The sequence below is a fragment of the Oricola indica genome (assembly GCF_965227485.1).
GTDB lineage: Bacteria > Pseudomonadota > Alphaproteobacteria > Rhizobiales > Rhizobiaceae > Oricola > Oricola indica.
Genome location: NZ_OZ245747.1, coordinates 2668100 through 2691722, shown reverse-complemented (window position 1 = coordinate 2691722; position 23623 = coordinate 2668100). Strand labels below are relative to the sequence as shown.

At 62.5% G+C, this 23623-nt stretch carries 26 protein-coding genes; 8 read left to right on the top strand and 18 right to left on the bottom strand.

Annotated elements, in window-relative coordinates:
* Positions 1–20: 20 nt before the first annotated feature.
* Both ACQK2M_RS13475 and ACQK2M_RS13470 read right to left on the bottom strand, forming a co-directional pair.
* Complete coding sequence (locus tag ACQK2M_RS13475; protein ID WP_425418241.1) at positions 21–599, bottom strand: GDYXXLXY domain-containing protein; 579 nt, start codon at positions 597–599, stop codon at positions 21–23.
* Positions 592–1776: a DUF2157 domain-containing protein gene (locus ACQK2M_RS13470; protein WP_425418240.1), complete on the bottom strand. Its 1185-nt coding sequence runs from the start codon at positions 1774–1776 to the stop codon at positions 592–594. The genes ACQK2M_RS13475 and ACQK2M_RS13470 overlap by 8 nt, the downstream gene beginning before the upstream one ends.
* A gap of 196 nt (positions 1777–1972) precedes the next feature.
* Here ACQK2M_RS13470 and ACQK2M_RS13465 point away from each other — a divergent pair, with 196 nt between their 5' ends.
* From ACQK2M_RS13465 to ACQK2M_RS13435, 7 genes are all read left to right on the top strand, one after another.
* Entirely contained in the window at positions 1973–2119 is a 147-nt protein-coding gene (locus ACQK2M_RS13465) for a DUF1127 domain-containing protein (RefSeq protein ID WP_223478000.1), read from the top strand.
* Between the two features lie 318 nt (positions 2120–2437).
* Complete coding sequence (locus tag ACQK2M_RS13460; RefSeq protein WP_223478001.1) at positions 2438–2584, top strand: DUF1127 domain-containing protein; 147 nt, start codon at positions 2438–2440, stop codon at positions 2582–2584.
* A 184-nt stretch (positions 2585–2768) separates the two neighbouring features.
* A complete protein-coding gene (trmFO, locus tag ACQK2M_RS13455) occupies positions 2769–4184 on the top strand; it encodes a methylenetetrahydrofolate--tRNA-(uracil(54)-C(5))-methyltransferase (FADH(2)-oxidizing) TrmFO (RefSeq protein ID WP_425418239.1) in 1416 nt (471 codons plus the stop codon).
* A gap of 129 nt (positions 4185–4313) precedes the next feature.
* A complete protein-coding gene (locus ACQK2M_RS13450) occupies positions 4314–4736 on the top strand; it encodes an NUDIX hydrolase (RefSeq protein ID WP_425418238.1) in 423 nt (140 codons plus the stop codon).
* 75 nt (positions 4737–4811) lie between these two features.
* On the top strand, positions 4812–5309 hold the full coding sequence (locus ACQK2M_RS13445) for an NUDIX hydrolase (protein ID WP_223478004.1): 498 nt from the start codon (positions 4812–4814) through the stop codon (positions 5307–5309).
* 113 nt (positions 5310–5422) lie between these two features.
* Complete coding sequence (locus ACQK2M_RS13440) at positions 5423–6943, top strand: inorganic phosphate transporter (protein WP_425418237.1); 1521 nt, start codon at positions 5423–5425, stop codon at positions 6941–6943.
* 19 nt (positions 6944–6962) lie between these two features.
* Entirely contained in the window at positions 6963–7667 is a 705-nt protein-coding gene (locus ACQK2M_RS13435) for an HAD family hydrolase (RefSeq protein WP_425418236.1), read from the top strand.
* 3 nt (positions 7668–7670) lie between these two features.
* Here the strand turns inward: ACQK2M_RS13435 and ACQK2M_RS13430 are convergent, their stop codons facing one another.
* The 6 genes from ACQK2M_RS13430 to yajC form a co-directional block, all read right to left on the bottom strand.
* On the bottom strand, positions 7671–8666 hold the full coding sequence (locus ACQK2M_RS13430) for a sterol desaturase family protein (RefSeq protein ID WP_425418235.1): 996 nt from the start codon (positions 8664–8666) through the stop codon (positions 7671–7673).
* A complete protein-coding gene (locus tag ACQK2M_RS13425) occupies positions 8663–9103 on the bottom strand; it encodes a hypothetical protein (protein WP_425418234.1) in 441 nt (146 codons plus the stop codon). Before ACQK2M_RS13425 ends, ACQK2M_RS13430 begins: the two co-directional genes overlap by 4 nt.
* A 60-nt stretch (positions 9104–9163) precedes the next feature.
* A complete protein-coding gene (locus ACQK2M_RS13420; protein WP_425418233.1) occupies positions 9164–10000 on the bottom strand; it encodes a phytoene/squalene synthase family protein in 837 nt (278 codons plus the stop codon).
* Positions 10001–10010: 10 nt separating this feature from the next.
* The gene (locus ACQK2M_RS13415) at positions 10011–10406 is read right to left on the bottom strand and encodes an Mth938-like domain-containing protein (protein ID WP_425418232.1); all 396 of its coding nucleotides are present in this window, start codon (positions 10404–10406) and stop codon (positions 10011–10013) included.
* Between the two features lie 6 nt (positions 10407–10412).
* The gene (secDF, locus tag ACQK2M_RS13410) at positions 10413–12980 is read right to left on the bottom strand and encodes a protein translocase subunit SecDF (protein ID WP_425418231.1); all 2568 of its coding nucleotides are present in this window, start codon (positions 12978–12980) and stop codon (positions 10413–10415) included.
* A gap of 112 nt (positions 12981–13092) precedes the next feature.
* Complete coding sequence (gene yajC / locus ACQK2M_RS13405) at positions 13093–13443, bottom strand: preprotein translocase subunit YajC (protein WP_223478011.1); 351 nt, start codon at positions 13441–13443, stop codon at positions 13093–13095.
* A gap of 131 nt (positions 13444–13574) precedes the next feature.
* Here yajC and ACQK2M_RS13400 point away from each other — a divergent pair, with 131 nt between their 5' ends.
* Entirely contained in the window at positions 13575–14447 is an 873-nt protein-coding gene (locus ACQK2M_RS13400; protein ID WP_425418230.1) for an ATP-binding protein, read from the top strand.
* Between the two features lie 3 nt (positions 14448–14450).
* Here ACQK2M_RS13400 and ACQK2M_RS13395 read toward each other — a convergent pair whose 3' ends face one another.
* The 10 genes from ACQK2M_RS13395 to ACQK2M_RS13350 all read right to left on the bottom strand — a co-directional run bounded on the left by ACQK2M_RS13395 (position 14451) and on the right by ACQK2M_RS13350 (position 23535).
* Complete coding sequence (locus tag ACQK2M_RS13395; RefSeq protein ID WP_425418229.1) at positions 14451–15995, bottom strand: peptidoglycan DD-metalloendopeptidase family protein; 1545 nt, start codon at positions 15993–15995, stop codon at positions 14451–14453.
* A gap of 111 nt (positions 15996–16106) precedes the next feature.
* Positions 16107–16769, bottom strand: coding sequence for a protein-L-isoaspartate(D-aspartate) O-methyltransferase (locus tag ACQK2M_RS13390; protein ID WP_425418228.1), 663 nt, complete (start codon positions 16767–16769; stop codon positions 16107–16109).
* Positions 16766–17524 carry a 5'/3'-nucleotidase SurE gene (gene surE / locus ACQK2M_RS13385; RefSeq protein WP_425418227.1) on the bottom strand — a complete coding sequence of 253 codons (759 nt, stop codon included), beginning with the start codon at positions 17522–17524 and terminating at the stop codon, positions 16766–16768. The genes ACQK2M_RS13390 and surE overlap by 4 nt, the downstream gene beginning before the upstream one ends.
* A 12-nt stretch (positions 17525–17536) precedes the next feature.
* The gene (serS, locus tag ACQK2M_RS13380) at positions 17537–18814 is read right to left on the bottom strand and encodes a serine--tRNA ligase (protein WP_425418226.1); all 1278 of its coding nucleotides are present in this window, start codon (positions 18812–18814) and stop codon (positions 17537–17539) included.
* Positions 18815–18908: 94 nt separating this feature from the next.
* Positions 18909–19730, bottom strand: a complete 822-nt coding sequence (gene tatC / locus ACQK2M_RS13375) for a twin-arginine translocase subunit TatC (RefSeq protein ID WP_425420042.1) — start codon at positions 19728–19730, stop codon at positions 18909–18911.
* A gap of 23 nt (positions 19731–19753) precedes the next feature.
* Positions 19754–20482 (bottom strand): Sec-independent protein translocase protein TatB, encoded by a 729-nt coding sequence (tatB, locus tag ACQK2M_RS13370; protein WP_425418225.1) that lies wholly within the window; start codon positions 20480–20482, stop codon positions 19754–19756.
* 68 nt (positions 20483–20550) lie between these two features.
* Positions 20551–20778, bottom strand: a complete 228-nt coding sequence (locus ACQK2M_RS13365; RefSeq protein WP_425418224.1) for a twin-arginine translocase TatA/TatE family subunit — start codon at positions 20776–20778, stop codon at positions 20551–20553.
* Positions 20779–20816: 38 nt separating this feature from the next.
* Entirely contained in the window at positions 20817–21929 is a 1113-nt protein-coding gene (locus ACQK2M_RS13360; RefSeq protein ID WP_425420041.1) for an ABC transporter ATP-binding protein, read from the bottom strand.
* Positions 21930–21976: 47 nt separating this feature from the next.
* Entirely contained in the window at positions 21977–22750 is a 774-nt protein-coding gene (gene scpB / locus ACQK2M_RS13355; protein ID WP_425418223.1) for an SMC-Scp complex subunit ScpB, read from the bottom strand.
* Positions 22747–23535, bottom strand: coding sequence for a segregation and condensation protein A (locus ACQK2M_RS13350; protein ID WP_425420040.1), 789 nt, complete (start codon positions 23533–23535; stop codon positions 22747–22749). Before ACQK2M_RS13350 ends, scpB begins: the two co-directional genes overlap by 4 nt.
* Positions 23536–23623 lie beyond the last annotated feature (88 nt).

Sequence of the window (23623 nt, the reverse complement as noted above, 5' to 3'; positions counted from 1 at the left end):
CACCGCAGCGTCCGCAACGCCTAAAAAAGACGTTCCGTGAAGATGGTTTCTCCGTCCTGCCGGAGCGCCTTGATCTGCGCCCTGCCGTCATCGGCGACCGCCACGACGATTTCGGTCACCGCGCGGTCGCGCATTCTCTCCTCGATTTCGGGCGCAACGTGTTCCGGCGTGTAGAACCGCTCGATGCCGTACAGGACGAATGCCGGCGTATTGGTCGACGCCATGCGGAAACGGGTTTCACCACGAATCCAGACGTCGCCATCCGCACGGTCGTCCGGCAGACTTCCGACGACAGCCTCCTTCGCGGTCCAGAAACCGTCATCGTCCTCCTCCACACGAACGAAGATGGTCGTGCCGGAATCGAAATAGTCGATAGCCTGGTCCTTGTAGAGCAGCGGCGGGATGCTCGAAATCGAGTAGTTGAGGCGCACATAGCGACCGCGCAGCAGATCGCGAGGGTCGATCGGTTCCGTCTTGAGAACGATTTCGTGCCCGTCGCGCAGGATCGCCGCGCGATCGGCAATCATCCAGCCGAGAACGCCGCACAACGCGACAACGGATGCCAGCGCGGACGCGAGAAGAAAGGGCTTCCTATGCATTGGTCGCCTCCTTCGACTTTCGCGCCTTCCACAACCGCTCCAGCCGGTAAACCACGAAGGCGATCACCGCGAGAACGAGACCGAGCGCCAGGAAGAAGCCGGACGTCCCGAGCATCGAATAGACGGTCTCCCCATAGACGATGAACACCTCGCCGACGAAGACCACATAGGAAATGTAGCGAATGACCCGCCTGTCCCGGCCATACGCATAAAGCGCAGCGAGAACGAAGATGACGGCCAGGCACGAAACCACGATCAGCCCGGCATCCGTGTCCAGTTCTCCGTGCAGGAAGGCGATGGAAAGCAGCCCGACGGCGAATTGCCCGCCCGCGCGCTTCGTGGAAAGAGGCGGTATTCGGTTCGCCACCTCGGGCAGGAACCGACCGGCGAGGATCGCGACCAGCGACAACACGTAGATCGCCACCCAGACCGCGATGCGGATTTCAGGCGGGATCGAATCGTAGAGATCGGCGACAAATTTCAGCACTTCCCAGGCAAATGGCACCAGTCCGACAAGTCCCGCGAGATAGAGGACGCGTCTGAGCCAACGTGCCTTTGTCAACATCGCGAAGGCGATGCCCGCCCCGATGGATACGGCGAAGACCAGGAATTGCAGGGACAACAGGTTGCCCGCTTGCGGACCTTCGAGATGCCAATAGGTGATCCAGCCCGCGGCAACCGCGACCAGCGCGCGCGACCGGACCGCGAAGCCCGACAAGCCCAGCCCCGCCGCGTAAAGCAGGGCGGCATCCCGTGTGTCTCCCGAAATGTGGTACATCTGCCCGACAAGCGCCACGCCGCCGATGAATGCCGCGCCGCCAACCAGGTAAAACGCTTCCTCGACGAGCATCCGGCGCAGACCGAAACGCTGCCGGACGAACGCTCCGCCGAGATATCCGAACGCGACGATCGCCATCACGCCGGACACCCGGACGAGCCTCGGAACGTATTCCCAGTTCGCTGCAACAAAAATCAGCACCGCGGCCGCGATGGAGATCGCGGCAAAGAACGCGACGACCTGGAAGAATGAGAAACGCCGCGCCGATCTGGTGGCGTGCGAGCCCCGCACACGCGCCATTCCGGCGCCAATGTCGTCGCGAAGTCGCGTCGCGGTCTCGGCATCGACCACGCCACGCTTTTCCCAGTCCTCGATCTGTCTTTCGATCAGCGTCGCCACAGCACGAAAAGTCCTGTTTTTCAGATGTTTATCACCATGGTGACGTTTTACCAAGCACCCCGAAACACAGCTATTTCATGCAATGCACAAAACGCATGGGTGCTATGCAATTTCATCGCTTATTTTTTCAGCACGAAGTGCCTATCTACGCGCCATTGCAAGAACAAGAACAGATCATCACGACAAGGACAAGACCATGAACTTCGTACGCTCTTTCTCCGAATGGCGCCGCTACCGTGCAACCTGCACCGAGCTCAACAAGCTGACGGCCCGCGAACTGAACGACCTCGGCATCAACCGTGGCGATATCCCGTTCGTCGCGCGCAAAGTCACCCGCGCCTGAGGCATACCACCGAATTCCGTCAGGCCTTCTTTCTCCCGGGCCATGACGGCGCAGGACGCGCGACCCGATCTCCTCCCTCCAGGGGTCGCCGCTCCGAATAAAAGCCACCCGCTGCCGGTTACCGGCGGCGGGTGTTTTTTTGACGGTGCGAAGCGGGCCGCGCAGAATGGTCCATTCGCCATGCTTTGTGCATTGCACAATATGCATAGCTGCGTTGCAGCATCGACGCTTATCAAATCGGTTAGAATGACTATCTTGGGGTCACAACAACAAAAACAAAAACACGAACGACCCCAAGCCCACGAAGTGGATAAGAAAATGAACCTCGTACGCTCTTTCAACGAATGGCGCCGCTACCGCGAGACCAGCCTTGAATTGAAACGCCTCTCCGGCCGCGAGCTGGAGGACATCGGTTTCGCCCGCGGCGATATCGCCAGCGTCGCCCGCCGCGCAGCCCGCGCCTAAGACGAAAACAGTTTCCGTCAGGGTCTATCCTCCTCCCAGACCTTGTCGGTTAAAGGAGCGCAATCCTATCCTCCTCCCAGGATTGTTGCTCCGAAAGTAAGACACCCGCCGCACCTCCTCCCGCGGCGGGTGTTTTTCATTTCTTGAAGCGTCATCCGCGACGCGTTATCTCCTCGCCATGACAATGCGTCCCATTCATATCGTCGGCGGCGGTCTCGCCGGCTCCGAAGCCGCCTGGCAGATTGCCGCGCGCGGCATTCCGGTCATCCTCCACGAGATGCGTGGCGTGCGCGGCACCGAGGCGCACAAGACAGACGGCCTCGCCGAACTGGTCTGCTCCAACTCCTTTCGCTCCGACGATTCCGAATACAATGCCGTCGGCCTGATCCATGCCGAGATGCGCATGGCGAATTCCCTCATCATGCGTTGCGCCGATGCCAATCAGGTGCCGGCCGGCAGCGCGCTCGCTGTCGATCGGGACGGGTTCTCGGATGCGGTAACCGCGGCCATCGCGGCAAACCCGCTGATTACGGTCGTGCGCGAGGAGATCACCGGCCTCCCGCCTGCCGACTGGGATCTCGCCATCATCGCCACCGGACCGCTGACGGCGCCCGGCCTTGCCGATGCCATCGCAGCCGAAACCGATTCGGATGCCCTCGCCTTCTTCGATGCGATCGCGCCGATCGTCTATTTCGATTCCATCGACATGGACACGGCCTGGTTCCAGTCGCGCTACGACAAGGTCGGCCCGGGCGGTACAGGTAAGGACTACATCAACTGCCCGATGGATCGCGATCAATACGAAGCCTTCATCGATGCGCTGATCGCCGGCGACAAGACCGAATTCCGCGAATGGGAAGGCACGCCCTATTTCGACGGTTGCCTGCCGATCGAGATCATGGCCGAGCGCGGACGCGAGACGCTGCGCCATGGGCCGATGAAGCCGATGGGCCTGACCAACGCGCACAAACCAGACGAAAAGCCTTATGCCGTCGTGCAGCTTCGCCAGGACAACGCGCTCGGCACGCTCTACAATATGGTCGGGTTTCAAACCAAGCTCCGCTACGGCGCGCAATCCGAGATACTCCGGATGATTCCGGCGCTGGAAAACGCCGAATTCGCCCGTCTCGGCGGCCTGCACCGAAACACCTACCTCAACTCCCCGGTACTGTTGGCCGGAGACCTGCAGCTGAAGAGCCGCAAGGGCTTGCGCTTTGCCGGCCAGATCACCGGTTGCGAGGGGTATGTGGAATCGGCCGCCATTGGCCTTCTTGCCGGGCGTTTCGCAGCCGCGGACAGGCTGGGCGAACCCGTTCTCCCGCCGCCCGCAACCACCGCTTTCGGCGCGCTCCTCAACCACATCACCGGCGGTCACATCGTTTCCGACGACGAGAAGAAGCGCTCCTTCCAGCCCATGAACGTGAATTTCGGGCTGTTTCCGCCGCCGGACGCGGGCGCGATGAAGAAGCCCGAAGGCCATGAGGGACGTTGGCGCGGCAAGGACAAGGCACTGGCGAAGAAACGCGCCATCACCGAGCGCGCAAAGCGCGATGCCGCGCAATGGCTGGAAGATTTCCGGCCGCGCGAAGCCGCAGAGTAAAAAACTCACTTTTCCTGTTTCTTCGGGGTTTTCGGGGTTCCGTTTTGGCGGCCCCCGTTCCTATACTTCCCCATGAGCAACAACGACGGACCCCGCATCCGTCGACGGCAACGCCAGCATTTCCAGATCATGAGAGCGCTGAGCTCGGCACCGAAGGTGCAGCACGGCGCCCTGCCATGGCGATACGTCGACGGCACAATCGAAGTCATGCTGGTCACGAGCCGGGATACCGGTCGCTGGGTCATCCCCAAGGGCTGGCCGCATGACGGCATGTCGTCTGCCCGGTCCGCCGCACAGGAAGCCTTCGAGGAAGCCGGCATAACCGGCGCAATCACAAAGAAGACGATCGGACGGTTTCACTACCTGAAGTTCATGGGCGACTCCGACGCGATCGACTGCATCGTCCACGTTCACGCGCTTGAGGTCGAGGAAGAGCTTTCCAGCTGGCCCGAAAAGAACCAGCGCACGCGGCGCTGGTTTCTGCGCCCCGAGGCTGCCGATCTCGTCGACGAACCTGAACTGCGCGACGTCATCCTGAACTTCACGCCGTAATCCCGAACGCTCTTGCCGCAGACCGCGCGAAGCGACTACACGTCGTGTTCACTCCCAAACGAATCCCCGGACGGTATGCAGGAAGAATCGAAAAAGCGATCCATTCTCAGGCGCGCCACCGAAGTGCTGAACATTCCGGCGCTCATGGCGATACCGCCGCGCGTCCAGTATGGCGCGCTGCCGTGGCGCATGCGTGATGGAACGCTGGAGGTCCTGCTCCTGACGAGCCGCGGCACCGGCCGCTGGGTTATCCCGAAAGGCTGGCCGCACGACGCGCTGTCATCGGCACAGTCGGCCGCGCAGGAAGCCTGGGAGGAGGCCGGCATCAAGGGTCCGATCACGGCCGAACCGGTCGGCTCCTATCACTACGAGAAGATCCGCGACGAGGGCAGCGCGGTCGATTGTATCGTCTATGTTCACGCGCTGGAGGTTCGCGAAAACCTCGACGACTGGCCGGAAAAGAAGCAACGCGACCTGAAATGGTTCGCCCGCGACGAGGCGGCGCATTCGGTCGCGGAGCCGCAACTGCGCGACCTGATCCTCTCCTTTCTGCCTCCGCTCCCCTATTCCTGATGTAATCCACGATTTTCTGGCCGTGATCAGCAATCCTGGCGGAGCTTTGCCCGTTCGCCGATTGTGGAAACCGTCATCGAACTGTTACATCGAGGCTCCCGAAAGGCCTTTGCATGTCTGTCCGATCTCGTCTGCGCAAGAAAGAAACCCTCGACAAGGATCTCGACAAGATCGTCCGATTCGAGGAAGCCGCCGGTCATGTCTCGCGCGGATTGGCCGGCCCCGGTCTCAGCCTCCTTTTCATCGCGGCAGCGGCGCTGTTTGCCGCCGTCTATGTCTCCGGCGAGCATAACAGCGTCATCATCATTATCGCCGCCATGCTCGGCGGCTACATGGCGCTCAACATTGGTGCCAACGATGTCGCCAACAATGTCGGCCCCGCGGTGGGATCGCGCGCCCTGTCGATGGTCGGCGCGCTTGCGATCGCGGCCGTCTTCGAGAGCGCGGGCGCCCTGATCGCCGGCGGTGATGTCGTTGGCACGATTTCCAAGGGCATCGTCGATCCGGCCACGGTCTCCGACACCGGAACATTCATCTGGGCCATGATGGCCGCCCTGATCTCCTCGGCGCTCTGGGTCAATCTGGCAACCGTTCTCGGCGCCCCCGTCTCCACGACGCATTCCGTCGTCGGCGGCGTCATGGGCGCGGGGATCGCGGCGGCAGGTTTTTCCGCCGTCAACTGGCCGACCATGGGCGCGATCGCCGCAAGCTGGGTGATCTCGCCGGTCCTTGGTGGGGTCATAGGCGCGGCCTTCCTCGCCTTTATCAAGATCAAGATCATCTACCAGGACGACAAGATCGCTGCATCGCGGCGCTGGGTTCCGGTTCTCCTCGGCGTCATGGCCGCCGCCTTCTCGGCCTATCTCGCCATGAAGGGCCTGAAGAAGATCATCCACCTCGACGGTTTCGTCATCATTGCGATCGGCGTGGGCTTCGGCATCGCGACCTACGCGCTGACCAAGCCGGTGATCCGCCGCCAGTCAGAAGGCATGGAAAATCGCAACCAGTCGGTGCGCCACCTGTTCTCCATTCCGTTGATCTGCTCAGCAGCACTGCTGTCCTTCGCCCATGGCGCCAATGACGTCGCCAACGCCGTCGGCCCCCTCGCCGCGGTTGTCCACACCGCCGAGGCCGGCGAAGTGTTGGCCAAAGTCTCCATTCCGTGGTGGGTCATGCTGATCGGCGCGATGGGCATTTCGATCGGCCTCGTGCTGTTCGGGCCGAAGCTGATCCGCATGGTCGGCGAACAGATCACCAAGCTCAACCCGATGCGCGCCTATTGCGTCGCGCTGTCCGCGGCCGTCACGGTCATCATCGCGTCCTGGCTCGGTCTTCCGGTCTCCTCTACCCACATCGCGGTCGGTGCGGTCTTCGGCGTCGGCTTCTTCCGCGAATGGTACACCTCCAAGTCGAAGCGCCGGCGCGCCTACATGTCCCGCAAGCTCGGTAATGTCCGGCCGAACGGAGAGCCGCGTCCGCGCCCCACCTCCGTCTCGCAGCCCGAGGAAGCACGCCGGCGCATGCTGGTACGCCGGGCTCATTTCACGACCATCGTGGCGGCCTGGGTCATCACCGTGCCGGCCGCAGCCTTGTTGTCCGCCGTGATCTTCCTTTTGCTGGATGCGGCCTTCTAGGGCGGCTATATCGCCATTCATGCGCACCCTCACCACGATCGCCTTCGACGCCGACGACACGCTCTGGCATAACGAGCGCTTCTTTCAGGATAGCCAGCGGCGGTTCGCGGAGCTCCTGAGCGCCTTCGCCGACGAAGCAATGGTCGAAGCCGAACTGATTTCGGCCGAACGGCGCAATGTCGGCTTCTACGGTTTCGGCGTGAAGGGTTTCACGCTCTCGATGCTGGAAACGGCGACGACGCTGGCCGGAGACGACCTGCCCCCGTCGGTCATCCGCGAGATCCTCGATCTCGGCAAGGCGATGCTGGAACACCCGGTCGAATTGCTGCCCGGCGTGGTCGATGCGCTTCGGCGTCTCGGAGACGATTACACCCTGCTGGTCGTCACCAAGGGCGACCTGTTCGACCAGGAGCGCAAGTTGGTGCAATCCGGCCTTGCCGACCATTTCGCCCATGTCGAGATCGTCTCCGACAAGACGCCGGACACCTATCGTCGCGTCTTCGACCGGCACGGCCACGGTCCGCAACGCGCGATGATGGTTGGCAACTCGCTGAAATCTGATGTCCTGCCGGCGCTGGAGGCCGGAAGCTGGGCGGTGCATGTGCCGCACGAACTGACCTGGGCGCTGGAACATGCCGAGGAACCCGCCGGTCATCCCCGCTATCGCAAGGCCAGTGCCCTGTCCGCCCTGCCTTCCCTGATTTCGGAAATTATCAACGCGTAAGGCCTATTCGCCCGGGACAAGCGCGTCCTTGCTTGGTTCCAGCGCCTCTGCGCCCGGCAAACCCGGCATACCGGCCTGGTCGGGATGCAGACGCACATAGTCCGCCTTCAGGTCTTCCGAGCCCTTCCGGCTGCCGTCATGGCTCCAGCCCGGCGGCATGAACAGATAGCCGAGCCGCTGGCGCATTGTCAGGCCGGGCTGAAACGCGTCGCGCAACATGTTGACCCATTCGTGGAACGCCACTTTGAACGGGTTGAACGTGCCGATGTTCTTGACGATGCCATAGCGCGGCATGTCCTCGTCCAGTTCCTCGACGAAGGAGCCGAACATGCGGTCCCAGATGATCAGCGTACCGGCATAGTTCGAATCGAGGTAACGCGGATTGGTCGCGTGATGGACCCGGTGATGCGACGGTGTATTGAAAATCAGTTCGATAGGCTTCCACATCTTGCCTATCGCTTCGGTGTGGATCCAGAACTGGTAGACGAGGTTGAGACCGCCGACGAAGGCGATCATCAGCGGATGAAACCCGATCAGCACTAGCGGGATCCGCAGCACGAACATGCCGGTAAAGGTGCTCGTCCAACTTTGGCGCAGCGCCGTCGACAGGTTGTAGTGCTGCGAGGAATGATGATTGACATGCTCGGCCCACACCCAGCGCGAGCGATGCGCGATACGGTGGTACCAGTAGTAGCGAAGGTCATCGAGCAGGAAGCAAAGCGCCACCGCCCACCAGGAAAAGCCGAAATCATAGACCCGGAACTGCCAGACCCACATCAAAACGCTAAAGGCGACGAAGCCGAGCAACAGGCCGGAAACGACATTACCCGTTCCCATCAGAAGGGAGGTCAGCGTGTCGCGCGTCTCGAACCCGGCCTTGCGCTCCGCATGGGTGAGTTTCAGATAGGCGAGTTCGGCCAGGATCGCGATGATGAAGAAGGGAATCGCGATCTGGGTCACATCGGGATAATTCGGAATTAGCTGGCTCAGATCCATCATGCCGCTCGCTGGTTTGCGGATCGGTCGAGTGTCGAAGAAAACAGGCCGGCGACGATCTTCGCCGTTTCGTCGTCGTCGAAATGAAGCTCGGCGCGCGGCCATGTGATGTCGCCGGTATCGAGATCGACCGCGCCGGCCTTTACCGCGCTCGGCGACGCCGCGATCTCTCCGCGATTGACGAACCGCGTCAGATACTTGCTACCGATCGCGTGAACGAGCCCGACATGACCGTCATCGGTCTCCAGCACGGCGTCGCGCCGATCGGTAGACAGGATGCAGCGCGATATCGCCACCTCGGGATAGTCGATCGCAAAACGCTCAAGCGCATCCTGCTCGCTGCCGAGCTCGGCCGGGCGTGATCCGCCCGTCAGATGCACAACAAGCACGATCAGCGCGATTCCACAGGTGACGACGGCCACGAGTACCGGTAGCGGCAAGCGCACTCCTCCCATGCTTCCCCTCGCGCGATCCTAGCCGTTTTGACTTTAACGTCAACGTCAGGAAATCGCCCGGCGCATGAAACGCCACTGGGTCCGCAGCGGTGTGAGCGAAACCGGCGTTTCGGCCGCGTCCGCGCCGGCTTTTATCGCCCGTTCGAGGACCGGTAAGACCACTGCCAGCGGCAAAAAGGCCACGCGCAGCGTTTTGGCATGCCCGGCGACATGCTCTTCCGCCCTTGAAAGATGATCGCGCCCAAGCTCCGCAAGAATCGAAACCGCGCGTCCGGCGGCATCCCGGTTGCTTCCCGAAAGCCAGGCGCCGGAATCCGTGCCGGCAGCGGCGAGAATGTCCGCCGGGATCAGCACCCTTCCCTGCTGGCGATCATGAGGCAATCGCCGTATCAGCCGCGAGATGCCATAGGCGACCCCGGCGTGCCCGGCCGCGTCGGCGGTCTTCGGATCGTTTCCGTCCGCGAGAATCTGCGCAGACATCTGGAATACGGCCGAGACCGTCTCGCCGAGATAGCCCTCCAGCGCCGTCCGGTCCGGCATCGGGTCGTGATAAAGATCGAAGGTCCGCGCCTCGAGAAGGTTCTCGAACGCTCCGCGCGGAAGCTTGTAGTGTTCGATAGCGTCCAGCATCGCAGCGCCAACCGGGTGCTGGCGCGCTTCTCCATCCCGTTCGCCCGAGACGGCGTCGCGCCACCATTGCAGACGGATTTCGCCGGGCATGGGCTCGGAGACGAGGTCGCGAATACGCGATATTTCAAGATCGAAGGCAAAGAGGGCCGCCAATGCAGGTCGCTTTTCGGCGGGCGCGAACAGAACCGTCAGATAACGCTCGCTGTCGCCTTCGCGCAGAAGGCCGAGACAATGATCGAAATGTTCGGCCATGGCGCGTCCGTCACGGATTTTCGACGGCGATCAGCGCGGCCGCGACCGCGCGATCCTCCGACAGCAGGACATTGTATGTCCGCACCGCAGACCCGGTGCTCATCGCGTCGGTGACGACACCGCGCTCGCGCAGCAACGCCTGCAATTCCTTCGGCATGCGCCGGAACTCGGTGCCCATGCCCACCAGAAGCACTTCGATTTCGCCCGCCTCGTCGAGCACGGCCGACAGGTTGGCTTCAGAGATACCGTCCGGTGCGGTCACGTCCCATCCATGCACGCCGGATGGCAGGCACAGGATCGAGCCGCGATGCGACATGTCCGCGAACCGGAAACCGCCCGCGCCATAGGCATCGATGGGCGGCCTGCCGGGGTAATGCGCATCGCGTATCTCGATACCTTTCGCCATCGGCGATCAGGATGTCCCGAAGTCGACCGGCTGCGTGGTCGCCGTCGCGTCCTTTTCCTTGTCGTCGCGGTCGAGCGCACCCGGCCGCAACTTGAACAGGATCAGCAGCGGTGCAGCGATGAAGATCGACGAATAGGTGCCCACCACGACGCCGAAGATCATCGCCGCGACGAAGGACTGCAGCACCTCGCCACCGAAGAAGAACAGCGCCATCAACGCCAGCAAGGTCGTCAGCGAGGTCTGGATCGTGCGCGGCAGTGTCTGGTTCATCGACAAATCGAGCAGTTCTGGGAGCTGCATCTTCTTGTATCGTCGCAGATTCTCGCGCACGCGGTCATAGACCACCACCGTGTCGTTCAGCGAATAACCGACAATCGTCAGAATGGCCGCGATACTCGACAGGTTGAACTCCAGGCCCGTCACCACGAACATGCCGATGGTCAACAGCACGTCGTGCGTTGTCGCGATGATCGCGCCGACGGCGAACTGCCACTCGAAACGCAGCCAGATATAGACCAGGATAGCCAGAAGCGCCGAGACGACAGCTATCGTGCCTGCGCGCGCCAGTTCGCCGGAAACGGTCGGACCGACGACTTCGACGCGGCGGAAATCGTAATCCGATTCCAGTTCGGAGCGCACATTGGTGATGACGGTCTGCTCGGCATTCTCGCCGCCGCCCTGCGCTTCGATGCGGATAAGCACGTCTCGCTCCGTCCCGAAGCCCTGAACCTGCACGTCGCCGAGATTGAGGTTGTTCAGCCGCGCGCGAATGTCGCCGATATCTGCCTGCTCCGACTTCGACTGGACCTCGATCAGCGAGCCGCCCTTGAAGTCGATGCCGAGGTTCATGTTGACGGTCGCGAACAGCACCATGGATGCGATCACGAGGACCGCCGATCCGGAAAAGGTGATACGGCGAAGCCACATGAAGGCGATGCGTGTACCTTCCGGTACGAAAGTGACGGGACCGCGCGGCAGTTCCTTCGGCTTCTGTCGGCGTACCCAGAAGGCGATCATCCAGCGCGTCAGAACGAATGCGGTGAAGACCGTCGTCACGATACCGATGGCCAGCGTCACCGCGAAGCCCCTGATCGGGCCGGACCCGAGATAGAACAGGATCACCGCGGCGATCAGCGTGGTCAGGTTGGCGTCGACGATCGTCGCGAGCGCTTTCTGGAAGCCGGTATCGATCGCCTGGATGACGGATCGGCCTGCCGCGCGTTCCTCGCGTATTCGCTCGAAAATCAGAACGTTCGAATCGACCGCCATGCCGACGGTCAGGACGATACCGGCGATGCCGGGTAACGTCAGAGTCGCCCCGAGGCCGGAAAGCGCGGCAACGACCAGTATGACGTTCACGATGAGCGCGACATTCGCGACCAGTCCGAAGAACCCGTAGGCCAGGAACATGAAGGCCACGACCAGGATCGAGCCGATGATGCCGGCGATCTCGCCCGCCGCGACAGAGTCGGCGCCAAGGCTCGGACCAACCGTCCGTTCCTCGACGAATGTCGGCGTCAATGGCAGCGCGCCGGCGCGCAGGAGAATGGCAAGGTCGTTGGCGCCTTCGACCGAGAAATTGCCGGAAATCTGCCCCGAACCGCCAAGGATCGGCTCGTTGATCACCGGCGCGGACACAACCTGGTTATCGAGGACGATGGCGAAGGGCCGCCCGACATTTTCCTGTGTCGCGCGTCCGAAACGCTGCGCGCCCGTGCCGTCGAAGCGGAACGTGACGATCGGCTCGTTGGTGCGCTGGTCGAAACCGGCCTGTGCATCCTCGAGATTCTCGCCAGTGACGATCTCGCGCGTCTCGATGAGGTAGGGAATGGGCGGATCGTCGGTCGAATAGAGCACTTCCGTACCCGCCGGCGGCCGCGTGTTGATCGCGTCTTCGACCGGCGTCGTGACATCGACCATCTGGAAGGTCAGGCGCGCGGTCGTTCCGATCAGGTCCTTGAGGCGCTGCGGGTCGTCGAGACCCGGCACCTGCACGATGATCCGATCCGTGCCTTGGCGCTGGATGACCGGTTCGGTCGTGCCGAGTTCGTCGATACGGCCTCGAATGACTTCAACGGTCTGCGTCACCGCCTGCGCCATGCGGTAATCGATGCCCTGGTCGGTGATATTGAACTGGAAAAGGCCCAGTTCGGGCTCGTCCCGCGCCACTTCCTGCAGGATGCCGCCGGACAGAAGCCCGCCGGAAACGGGTTCGGTGAGCGAAGCGAGGGCCGACTTGGCTCTCTCGATGTCCGCTTCGTCGCGAATGCGCACGGTCACCGTCTGCCCCCGACCGCTCAGGCCGGTATAGCCGATGCTGTCCGCGCGCAGCAGCCGCCGCACGTCGTCGCGCACCGTTTCAAGGCGGTTTTCAACAAGTTCCTGGCGATCAAGCTTCAATTGCAGATGGACGCCGCCCTGAAGATCGAGACCCAGCGCCAATCGGCTTTGCGGCAGGAACCCCGGAAAGGACTGCAGCGTGGTCGGTGCGAAGAGGTTCGGGATCGCGAACAGGATCCCGACGACAACCGCCAACCAGATCAGCACGGTTTTCCAGGGTGAAAAATAGAGCATGTCGCTACAGTCTCGCCTTCAATGACGCGGTCGAAGCGGACGCCGTCGCGTCCGCTGCCGCACCTGCCGTGCGTAATGCGCCATGTTTAAGGCGCAGGGGCCGCGGCCCTTGTTATTTTTTCGCCGCGTCGTTCGCCGCGACCGGTTCGCCCTTTACGCGGACATCCGCGATCATCGAGCGAATAACCCGGATCTTCACGTTCTGGGCGATCTCGACTTCGACTTCCGTGTCGTCGACGACCTTGGTCACCTTGCCGATAATCCCGCCACCGGTCACGACAGTGTCGTTGCGGCGAACCGCCTTGAGCATTTCCTCGCGCTTCTTCATCTGCGTGCGCTGCGGCCGGATGATGAGGAAATACATCACCACGAAAATCAGCAGGAAAGGCAGGATGCTCATGATGATGTCTGCGCCGCCGGCTGAACCACCGGCCGCCTGCGCATAGGCGGGTGTTACGAACATGAAATACTCCGTGGACCCGTGCCGAAGCACGGCTTGAAAATTTGTCGCGAATATAGTCAGCAAATGCCCCAATGCAACCACAAGCGGACTGTCCGTGACCCGCAAGGCACTGTTCGCAGGAGGAAACCGCCATGACCGACGCCATCGCCGCGCTGAATGCGAAACTCGACCGGCTCGTCGCCGCGATGGAACGCATGGCGCCACCTGAACCGCAGGCGCCCGACTTCGCCGCCGCGGAGTGCTTTGTCTGGGATGCAAACCTTGGCGCTCTGGCACCTGTGCCGGTGGTCAATCGTGTGGAAATCGCCCTCATCCGAGGTGTCGACCGGGTCCGCGACATCCTTCTCGACAACACCCGCCGGTTCGCGGAAGGACTGCCTGCAAACAATGTTCTGCTCTGGGGTGCGCGCGGCATGGGCAAATCGTCGCTGGTCAAGGCCTCGCACGCCACCGTGGCGACGGAAACGGGCACGCCGCTCAAGCTTATCGAAATCCACCGCGAGGATATCGACGCACTGCCGCGCCTGATGCACATCCTGAAATCGGCGGACGCGCGCTTCATCGTCTTCTGCGACGACCTCTCCTTCGACCAGGACGATACGTCGTACAAATCACTGAAGGCCGCGCTCGACGGTGGCGTCGAAGGGCGGCCTGACAACGTCATTTTCTACGCCACCTCGAACCGCCGTCACCTGCTGCCGCGCGACATGATCGAAAACGAGCGCTCGACGGCGATCAACCCGTCGGAGGCAGTGGAAGAGAAGGTTTCGCTGTCCGACCGTTTCGGCCTGTGGCTCGGGTTCCACAAATGCAGCCAGGACGACTATCTGGCGATGGTCGAAGGCTATGTGCGCCATTTCGGGCTGGAAATCGATCCGGAGGAGTTGCGCCGCGACAGCCTGGAATGGGCGACGACGCGCGGAAGCCGGTCCGGACGCGTCGCCTGGCAGTATGTGAACGATCTGGCCGGCCGTCTCGGCCAGCGCCTGGAAGCGGGCTCTTAGGACCTACTGCAGATAGGTCATCGGATTGACCGGCGCGGAGTTCTTGCGCACTTCGAAGTGAAGCTGCGGCTGCTTGGCCGCACCGGACATGCCGGACGAGGCGATCTGCTGGCCACGCTTGACCTGCTGGCCGTGCTTGACGTCGATGTCCGAGACATGACCGTAGACCGTCACCACGCCGTCGCTGTGACGCACGAGAATGGTCTTGCCCAGTTCCTTGAGCCCGTCAGCCGCATAGATCACGACGCCATTCTCCGCCGCCTTGACGGGCGTGCCGTTCGGTACGGAGATATCGATACCGTCATTGGCCCGGCCGCCGCTATTCGAGCCAAAGGCGCTTACGACGCGCCCCTGCACCGGCCAGCGCATGGTCTTGACGCCCGTTGAATCCGGAGCTTTCGCCGTTTCGGTGGTCTCGATCTTGCGGATGGAGCCTTTATCGGGCTTCGCCGACTTGGTCGGAGGCGTGTATTCGGCGATCTTCTTGGCCGGAGCCGACTTGACCGTGCTGGTCTTGACCGGATCGAGCGATTTGGCCGAAGCGACGGTGCTCTTCTCGGCGGACAGGCCCGGAATGATCAGCTTCTGCCCGATACGCACCGTATCGGTGGACATGCTGTTAACCTGCTTGATTGCCGCGACGCTCGCCCCGGTACGGCGCGAGATTGCAGAAAGCGTGTCGCCCGCGACGACCGTGTAGAGCCCGCCATCACCCATGACCGCCCTGCGCGCCGGTGCCGGCGCCGGAGCGGGATTGTCGATCTTTCCGAGCGAAGCGACCTGCGTTCCCGGACGGCTCTGCGGCCGCGGCGCGGCGTCGCCCACTGTCCCGACGGTCGACCGTGCCTTGGCGACCTTCGGGTTCTTGTCCGGAGCCGAAACGCCGGCATCACGCGAATAGACATAGGTCGGAATGCGAATCTGCTGGCCGACATGCACCGATTTGGCGTCGGAGATGCCGTTGGCCTTCATGATCTCATCGGCAGGCACGCCATAGCGCCGCGACAGATTGTAGATCGTTTCGCCCTCGCGCAGCGTCACCTGGGTCGCGCCATTGGACGACCAGCCACCGGCGCCCGACGACGGTGCCGGAAGCGGCTTGGACTGCGGCGCAACCGACGCTGTCGTCATCTCAGAAACGTTGTTCGGTGCGTTGTAGGTCGGCGCATTGTAGCTCGGCGCCTGATAGGTCGGCGCGGCCGGCTGCTGTTGCTGCTGAGAATAGAGCGGTGCCTGCCCTCCCACTGCACCAACGGGCTGCGGCGGCGAAGTGCGCCCGTCGGACGGTCTCGGAAGTCCGGCGCGACCGACCTGTCCCGGCGCAATGCTGCCGGTGGACGACGGATCCACACCAGGGCTGTAGCTCGGCTGACCGTAATTGCCTTGCGAGGAAGCGACTTCCGACTGGGTCGGAATCGCGCCGGTGTAGAAGCCGTCATTGAAACGGACCACGTTCGAACTGCATCCGGCGACAAGGCCGCCGATGGAGAGAATCGTTGCCGCCTTCAAAAGGCCCGGCATCGCTGAACTGGTGAATTTCTTACGCATCACGCCACTCACATCCATTCGGATCACAGCATGATTAAAGCGCGTTAATGTTACTGCACGGTTAAGCGCATGTTTGCGATTTCGAGTCCGTCTCGCGATTCACGCTCTGCGTCACAGTATTGCGGGCAATCCGGACATCAATGGCTGGAAGCGCACCGTGCCGATATCCTCCCGCTCGAACCGGCTGCCGACCTTGGTCATGCGCACCAGGGACTGCGCCTGCTCTGCGCTGCCGATCGCGCAAATCATCGATCCGCCCGAAACAAGTTGCTCGACGAAGCTTCGCGGAATCGAATCGAAGGCAGCCCAGCAGACGATCCTCTCGAAAGGCCCCTCGCCGCTCCCGGACGAACCGTCGGCGTGAGTCGCAATCACATTGGTAAGCCCGAGGTGACGCATCCGATGGACCGCGTCGGCATGCAGCGTCTTGTAGCGTTCCACCGTGTAGACGCGCTTTGCCAGCCGCGACAGCACCGACGCGGTGTAGCCGGATCCCGTGCCGATCTCCAGCACCCGCTGCGTCCCGTCCAGCCCCATCTGGTGGATGATGCGCGCCTGAAGATCGATACCCTCGATCGTTTCCCCGCAGGCGATCGGGATCGTCCCCGTCCCCATCGCGATAGACGCGTAGGCCGCATCGACGAAATCCCGGCGCGGCACCGATTCGATGGCCGCCATCAATGGCTTGTCGTCCAGTCCTGAGGCGCGCATGCGCAGCAGGAAGGCGGCGAAACCCTCCCGCTCGGCCTCGCTGACGGGACGCTTCGCATTCATGCAAGCGCCTCCGCGAGACGGGCGGAAACCTCATGCGCCGTCAGATCGAGCTTCAGCGGCGTCACCGAAATGCGATTGCGCGTGAGCGCCATCACGTCGCTCTGGTCGTGCGCGCTCGAGTAATCTCGTCCGAAACGGATCCAGAAATACGGCAACCCGCGGCCATCGGCGCGTTCCTCGACGGAGAGACCGTGCACCAGCTTGCCCTGCCGCGTGACATCGACACCCTCGATTTCGTCGATACCGCAATTGGGGAAATTCACATTCAGGAACGTGCCGGGATCCATGTCCACTTCCACGAGTTTCCGGAGCAGATCCGGCGCATGATGCTCGACCAACTCCCACGGCACAACGCGGTGGCGATTGTCGAAATTATAGGCCTGCGAGAGAGCGATCGACCGGATGCCCAGCAAAGTGCCCTCCATCGCGCCCGCCACCGTGCCGGAATAGGTCACGTCGTCGGCGAGGTTCGCGCCGGAGTTCACGCCGGAAAGCACGAGATCGGGCTTGCCCGGCATGACATGGGTCACGGCCATGATGACGCAATCCGTCGGCGTTCCGCGCAGCGCGAAGCGCCGTTCGGAAATCTCGCGCAGCCGCAGCGGATCGTTGATCGTCAGCGAATGCGCCAGCCCGCTCTGGTCCGTCTCCGGCGCAACCACCCACACATCGTCGGAAATCGTTGCCGCGATGCGCTCGAGGGAAGCGAGCCCCTCGGCGTGAATACCGTCGTCATTGGTGATCAGGATACGCATGATGCCCCGCTTTTAGCCGCCGATGATCTCCACGCCGCCCATATAGGGCTTCAGCGCGTCCGGGACGCGAATCGTCCCGTCGGTATTCTGATAGTTTTCCATGACGGCGATGAGGGCACGACCCATCGCCACACCCGAACCGTTGAGCGTGTGGACGAACCGTGTCTCCTTCTCGCCCTCGGCACGGTAGCGCGCATTCATGCGACGCGCCTGGAAATCGCCGCAGACCGAGCAAGACGAGATCTCGCGATAGGCCTCCTGCCCCGGAAGCCAGACCTCGATGTCGTAGGTCTTGCGCGCGCCGAAACCCATATCGCCCGTGCACAACACCACGGTGCGGAAATGCAGCCCCAGCCCCGCAAGGATCGCCTCCGCGCACTGGGTCATACGCTCATGCTCGTCGATCGAACTGTCCGCGTCGGTGATCGAGACCATCTCAACTTTATAAAACTGGTGCTGGCGCAAATAGCCACGCGTGTCGCGCCCGGCAGACCCCGCCTCCGAGCGGAAACAGGGCGTCAGCGCGGTGTAGCGCCGGGGCAGCGTGGAAGCATCGACGATTTCGTCGCGCACGAGATTGGTCAGCGAGACTTCCGCCGTCGGGATCAGCCAGAAACCTTCCCGCGTCTGAAAAAGATCCTCGGAAAACTTCGGCAACTGGCCGGTGCCATACATGGCGTCATCGCGCACGAGCAGCGGCGGGTTCACTTCCGTATAGCCGTGCTCCTGCGTGTGCATGTCGAGCATGTATTGTCCGAGCGCGCGTTCCAGCCGCGCCAGACCGCCCTGAATGACCGTGAAGCGCGAGCCCGAGAGCTTGGCCGCGGTCTCGAAATCCATCTGGCCGAGCCCTTCGCCCAGCTCGAAATGCTCTTTCGGCGCGAAGTCGAAGTCCGGCTTCTGGCCGCTCATGCGGATTTCGACATTGTCGTTCTCGTCCGCCCCGACCGGCACGTCGTCGAGCGGCAGGTTCGGAATACGCGACAGCGCGTTGTTCAACTCCGCTGTGAGCGCGCGTTCGGTCTCCTCGCCGGCCTGAATGAAGGACTTGATCTCGGCGACCTCGGCTTTCAGCGCCTCCGCCTTTTCCGGGTCCTTGGCCGCCATGGCCGCGCCGATCTCCTTGGAGGCGGCGTTGCGGCGCGACTGCGCCTCCTGCAGCTTGGTGACATGCGCACGGCGCTTTTCGTCGAGTTCGATCAGGGTTGCGGCTTCAGGCGCCGCGCCGCGCTTCTTCAGCGCTTCGTCCAGCGCCTCTGCATTGTCGCGGATCCAACGGATGTCGAGCATGGCTCAAGTCCTGTCAAAATAAAGAATCTGGAAATCGGGTGGGATGTCGCCCGAAAGGCGGCGACGGTCAAGGGCAGCGCGCGCCGCGCCGCCCTCAGGACGACTTGGATTCGTCGTCGTCTTCCGATTCGCCTTCGCCGTCGGCTGCCTGCTCCCTCTGCTTGCGCTGTTTTTCGATATAGCGCGCCGAAAGGATCGACACTTCGTAGAGAAGGATCGTCGGCAGGGCGAGACCGATCTGGGTCAGCGGGTCGGGAGGTGTCAGGATCGCCGCCGCCACGAAGGCGAAAACGATGGCGTATTTGCGCTTGTCGGCAAGCCCCTCGGTCGAGACGATGCCGGCGCGCGCCAGCAGCGTGATCGCCACCGGCAACTGGAACACAAGCCCGAACGCGAAAATCAGCGTCATGATCAGGCTGAGATATTCCGACACCTTGGGCAGATGCTGGATCGTCGCGATGCCCTCGCCGCCGGTCTGCTCCATCGACAGGAAGAACCACATCGCCATGGGAATGACCATGAAGTAGACAAGCGCCGCGCCGAGCAGGAACAGGATCGGCGTCGCGATCAGATACGGGAAAAACGCCTGTCGCTCGTTCCTGTAGAGGCCGGGCGCGATGAACGCGTAAAGCTGCCCGGAGATCACCGGAAACGCCAGGACCAGGCCGCCGAAAGCGGCGATCTTGATCCGCGTGAAGAAGAACTCCTGGGGTGCGGTGTAAATGAACCGCACTTCGTCATGGCCGAGCTCCAGCCAGTCCACGGCCCACTGGAAGGGAATGACCAGCAAGTTGAAGATCTGCGCCGACACCGCGTAGCAGAGGATGAACGCGATGAAAAACGCGCCGACGCTCCACATGAGGCGGCCGCGCAACTCAATGAGATGCGACATCAGCGGCGCCGCCGATGCCTCCATTTGCGCTTCTTCGTCGGCCTTGCTCACGACTGGTCCTTGCCGGCTGTCTTGCCCGCTTTCGATGCGGTTTTCGGTTTCGTGGTTCTCGATGACGTCGCGGTCTTGGCTGCCGGGGATTTCGCTTTCGACGTGCCCGCCTTGCTGGCGGTCGTGGTCTTGCCGGTCGCGGGTTTGGCCGATGCCGTCCTGGTCGATGCCGTCTTGGTCGATGCAGGCTTGGCCGCTCCGGCCTTCTTCGTCGAACTCGCCGACGACGACGCCCGCGATTTCGTAGCCGTTTTGGCGGCCGCCGGTTTCGAGGTCGCCGCCTTGGCCTTGCCCGTGGCGGCCGGCTTCTTCGCCGATGCGGTCTTGGCCGGTTCGACCTTGGCGGGCTCTGTGGTCTTCGCCGCAGCGGTGTTGTCCGAGGACGCGGCGGTCTTTGGTTTGACCGACTGTTCGGCTTCCGAGGTCGCCTTCTTCAATTCGCTGCTGATGTCCTCGCCGACCTTGCCGAGAGGTTTCAGCGTGTCCTTGATCTTCCCGCGCGGGTCGAGACTCTTCAGGTCGTTCGCGATGTTGCGCACATCGTCGAGTTCGGCTTCCTTGAGCGCGTCATCGAACTGGCGCCGGAAATCACCGGCCATCTTGCGCAAACTGCTCGTCGTCCGTCCGAAAGTGCGCAGCATTTTCGGAAGGTCCTTCGGGCCGACGATAACGATCAGCACGATGGCGATGACAAGAAGTTCAGTCCAGCCGAAATCCGGCAACATGGCGGCTATCCATCCGCGCCATGGCGCAGCCGTTCGAAACGGCCGGGCACATGGCGCTTAAAGGCTGATCAGCTTTTGGTCTTCTCGGCGGTCGTCGCGTCGACAGACTCTTCGGACTTGTGCTCGACAGTCTTCGCCTTGTCCGCCTTCTCGTCGGGATCGTCTGCGAGCCCGCTGCGGAAATTCTTAATGCCCTTGGCGACGTCACCCATCAAATCTGGAATTTTGCCGCGCCCGAACAGCAGCAACACAATTACCAGTACGATGAGCCACTGCCACCATCCAAACACACCCATGAGAATGAACTCCTCGAACCTCTGTTGTCTTGTGACACTTAGGCGTTTTCGTTTTCAGATTCAAACAGCATTATGTCCCCGGGACGTACATAAATGGTCACATCCCGGATGCCGGCCGGCAGTTCGTCCGCCCGTATGCGCGCGCGCACCTGTTCATCGGAGCCGGGGACAGCCAGCACCAGCGATTCCGTCGAACCGAGAAAGCGCCGACTGACGATGCGGCCGGGAACGCCGCCCGGCGCACCGTTGCCGCCACCGGCGCTGACTTCCAGCCCGACAGTTCGCACCGCCACCATCACGGCATCGCCTTCCGCACCGCGCGCGCAGTCGAACGTGCCAAGCGGCGTTGCCGCCTTCCCGCCGCGATTGACGGTCGAAAAGACGTTCAACTCCGAAAAGAACCCGGCCACGAAGAGATTGCGCGGGTTGTGATAGATTTCCTGCGCCGCCCCCGCCTGCACGATTTCTCCCTGGTCGAGCAGCGCGATCCGGTCACCCATCCGCATTGCTTCCTCCGCGTCGTGGGTCACGACAATCGCAGTGGCGCGGGTTTCTCGCAGGATCGCCAACGTCTCGGCGCGGACGCTGTCCTTGAGGCGCGTGTCGAGGCCCGAAAACGGCTCGTCCATCAGGATCACGGACGGTCGGGGCGCCAGCGCGCGGGCCAGCGCGACCCGTTGCTGCTCGCCGCCGGAGAGCACGTGCGGATAGGACGAAATGTGATGTTCCAGGCCGACGCGACGGATCGCCGCAAGCGCCTCGCGGTTCGTGTCCGCGGAACTCAAGTCGCGCAAACCGAAGCGCACATTGTCGAAGATCGTCATATGCGGAAACAGCGCGAAATCCTGGAACATCAGCCCCACGGAGCGCTTCTCCGGCGGCATGAAGACCGTGTCGCCAGCAATCTCGCGGCCGTTCATGAGGACGCTGCCGCTGCTTTGCGCCTCCAGCCCCGCAGCAAGGCGCAACAACGACGTCTTGCCGGAGCCTGAAGGCCCCAGAAGGCACAGGATCTCTCCGGGACTGGCAACCAGCGAGATGCCCTTCAGCGTGTGAACGTCACCGTAGTGGAGATGGATGTCTCTGAAGGCCAGCTCGGCCGCAAAGGTGACACCGGTGCGCTGAAACGTGGAAGTCGGACTGTGGACCATCGATGCGACCGGGTTGATACGGGTGGACGTCGTGCGCCCGCCCCGTCTCAATCATCGCCGCCACCGGGTGTCAACAGACCGAGTTCCTCGAGGTCGATGTCCGTCAGTTCCTCTTCTTCCTCAGTAAGCTCGTCGGGATCGAGCGAAGGCATCGGCACGGAGAAGTTGGCGGGCATGCGCGAGGACAGCAGCCCCGCGCCCTTCAATTCCTCCATTCCGGGCAGGTCGCGGATTTCCGCCAGGCCGAAATGATCGAGGAAGTCGGTCGTCGTCCCGTAGGTTACCGGGCGTCCAGGCGTCTTGCGCCGGCCGCGCATCTTGACCCAGTTGGTCTCCATCAGCACGTCCAGCGTGCCCTTCGAGGTCTCCACCCCGCGGATTTCCTCCATCTCGGCCCGCGTGATCGGCTGATGGTAGGCGATGATCGACAGCACTTCGAGCGCCGCACGCGACAGCTTGCGCTGCTGCACTTCCTCGCGCTGCATGAGGAAGCCGAGATCGCCGGCCGTGCGAAACGCCCAGGCATTGTCGATACGTACGAGATTGACGCCGCGCTTGTCGTAAAACTCCCGAAGTTCCTCCATCAGCGCGCGAACGTCGACACCATCCGGCAGGCGCTGGGAAAGCGCTTTCTCCGTGACGGGTTCGCTCGAGGCGAAGACGACCGCTTCGGCCATGCGCATGGCCTCGGCCTCCATCAGCCGTGCGGCTGGATTATCGGCCGTGATATCGACGGGCGCACTGTCATCGGCTCCCGCCGGCTCTTCGAAATATCCGCCGAGCGCTTCCGCGCCGCCCGTTTCGTCGATCGTGTCGGTCATTGTTCCGTCCCCGGTCGGGCCATGTCCCGCATGTAGAGTGTCGCGAATGGCGCGTCCTGGCGGATTTCCACCACCCTCTCGCGCACAAGTTCAAGGCTCGCCGCAAACGCGCTCGCCACGGCTGTTCGCCGCAATTCCGGCGTCGGCGCATACGCGGCGATATAGCTGTCCAGTGCCGTCCAGTCGCTCATCTCGCCGACGAGCTTGCGCAGGATTTCGCGCGCCTCCGTCAGCGACCACACCGCCCGCTTGGCGATCTCGACATGATCGATGGCGACGCGCTGGCGCTGCTGCGCATAAGCGGTCAGCAGGTCATAAAGCGATGCATGATATTCGGACGTCTTCTCGACGATCACCGTTTCCGGCATGCCGCGGGCGAAGACATCGCGTCCAAGCCGGTTGCGGTTGATCAGCCGCGCCGCCGCATCGCGCATCGCCTCCAGCCGTTTGAGCCTGAATTGCAGGATCGCCGCCATTTCCTCGCCGGTCTGCTCCCCCTCCACTTTGGGTTCGGGGATCAGCAGCTTCGACTTGAGGAAGGCGAGCCACGCAGCCATCACAAGATAGTCGGCCGCCAATTCTAGCCGCAACGCGCGCGCCTTTTCGATAAACGTGAGATACTGGCGCGCCAGTTCGAGAACCGAGATCTGCGTGAGATCGACCTTCTGATGCCGCGCGAGATGCAGGAGAAGATCGAGCGGTCCTTCAAACCCTTCGACATCAACGACCAGCGACGGCTCGGACGACGACCGGTCGGGCCCGTTGTCCTGCCAGACGGCGTCCATCGGCGTCGGCTTGGCTGCCGCGCCTTTTCCGCCTTCCGCCTGTTGCTCCGTCGCGTTCAAGGGCATTGCTCCCGTTCAGGCGCGTACT

Excerpts from the sequence above, each read along its gene's own strand:
- ACQK2M_RS13390 (WP_425418228.1), bottom strand. The coding sequence starts at position 16,769 with ATGAATGCGAAGCGTCCCGTCAGCGAGGCCGAGCGGGAGGGTTTCGCC.
- ACQK2M_RS13440 (WP_425418237.1), top strand. The coding sequence starts at position 5,423 with ATGTCTGTCCGATCTCGTCTGCGCAAGAAAGAAACCCTCGACAAGGAT.
- serS (WP_425418226.1), bottom strand. The coding sequence starts at position 18,814 with ATGCTCGACATCCGTTGGATCCGCGACAATGCAGAGGCGCTGGACGAA.
- ACQK2M_RS13395 (WP_425418229.1), bottom strand. The coding sequence starts at position 15,995 with ATGCGTAAGAAATTCACCAGTTCAGCGATGCCGGGCCTTTTGAAGGCG.
- ACQK2M_RS13415 (WP_425418232.1), bottom strand. The coding sequence starts at position 10,406 with ATGGCGAAAGGTATCGAGATACGCGATGCGCATTACCCCGGCAGGCCG.
- tatC (WP_425420042.1), bottom strand. The coding sequence starts at position 19,730 with ATGGAGGCATCGGCGGCGCCGCTGATGTCGCATCTCATTGAGTTGCGC.
- ACQK2M_RS13435 (WP_425418236.1), top strand. The coding sequence starts at position 6,963 with ATGCGCACCCTCACCACGATCGCCTTCGACGCCGACGACACGCTCTGG.
- ACQK2M_RS13460 (WP_223478001.1), top strand. The coding sequence starts at position 2,438 with ATGAACCTCGTACGCTCTTTCAACGAATGGCGCCGCTACCGCGAGACC.
- surE (WP_425418227.1), bottom strand. The coding sequence starts at position 17,524 with ATGCGTATCCTGATCACCAATGACGACGGTATTCACGCCGAGGGGCTC.
- ACQK2M_RS13420 (WP_425418233.1), bottom strand. The coding sequence starts at position 10,000 with ATGGCCGAACATTTCGATCATTGTCTCGGCCTTCTGCGCGAAGGCGAC.
- yajC (WP_223478011.1), bottom strand. The coding sequence starts at position 13,443 with ATGTTCGTAACACCCGCCTATGCGCAGGCGGCCGGTGGTTCAGCCGGC.
- scpB (WP_425418223.1), bottom strand. The coding sequence starts at position 22,750 with ATGACCGACACGATCGACGAAACGGGCGGCGCGGAAGCGCTCGGCGGA.
- ACQK2M_RS13445 (WP_223478004.1), top strand. The coding sequence starts at position 4,812 with ATGCAGGAAGAATCGAAAAAGCGATCCATTCTCAGGCGCGCCACCGAA.
- ACQK2M_RS13430 (WP_425418235.1), bottom strand. The coding sequence starts at position 8,666 with ATGATGGATCTGAGCCAGCTAATTCCGAATTATCCCGATGTGACCCAG.
- ACQK2M_RS13400 (WP_425418230.1), top strand. The coding sequence starts at position 13,575 with ATGACCGACGCCATCGCCGCGCTGAATGCGAAACTCGACCGGCTCGTC.
- ACQK2M_RS13450 (WP_425418238.1), top strand. The coding sequence starts at position 4,314 with ATGAGAGCGCTGAGCTCGGCACCGAAGGTGCAGCACGGCGCCCTGCCA.
- ACQK2M_RS13360 (WP_425420041.1), bottom strand. The coding sequence starts at position 21,929 with ATGGTCCACAGTCCGACTTCCACGTTTCAGCGCACCGGTGTCACCTTT.
- trmFO (WP_425418239.1), top strand. The coding sequence starts at position 2,769 with ATGCGTCCCATTCATATCGTCGGCGGCGGTCTCGCCGGCTCCGAAGCC.
- ACQK2M_RS13350 (WP_425420040.1), bottom strand. The coding sequence starts at position 23,535 with ATGGACGCCGTCTGGCAGGACAACGGGCCCGACCGGTCGTCGTCCGAG.
- ACQK2M_RS13365 (WP_425418224.1), bottom strand. The coding sequence starts at position 20,778 with ATGGGTGTGTTTGGATGGTGGCAGTGGCTCATCGTACTGGTAATTGTG.
- secDF (WP_425418231.1), bottom strand. The coding sequence starts at position 12,980 with ATGCTCTATTTTTCACCCTGGAAAACCGTGCTGATCTGGTTGGCGGTT.
- ACQK2M_RS13475 (WP_425418241.1), bottom strand. The coding sequence starts at position 599 with ATGCATAGGAAGCCCTTTCTTCTCGCGTCCGCGCTGGCATCCGTTGTC.
- tatB (WP_425418225.1), bottom strand. The coding sequence starts at position 20,482 with ATGTTGCCGGATTTCGGCTGGACTGAACTTCTTGTCATCGCCATCGTG.
- ACQK2M_RS13465 (WP_223478000.1), top strand. The coding sequence starts at position 1,973 with ATGAACTTCGTACGCTCTTTCTCCGAATGGCGCCGCTACCGTGCAACC.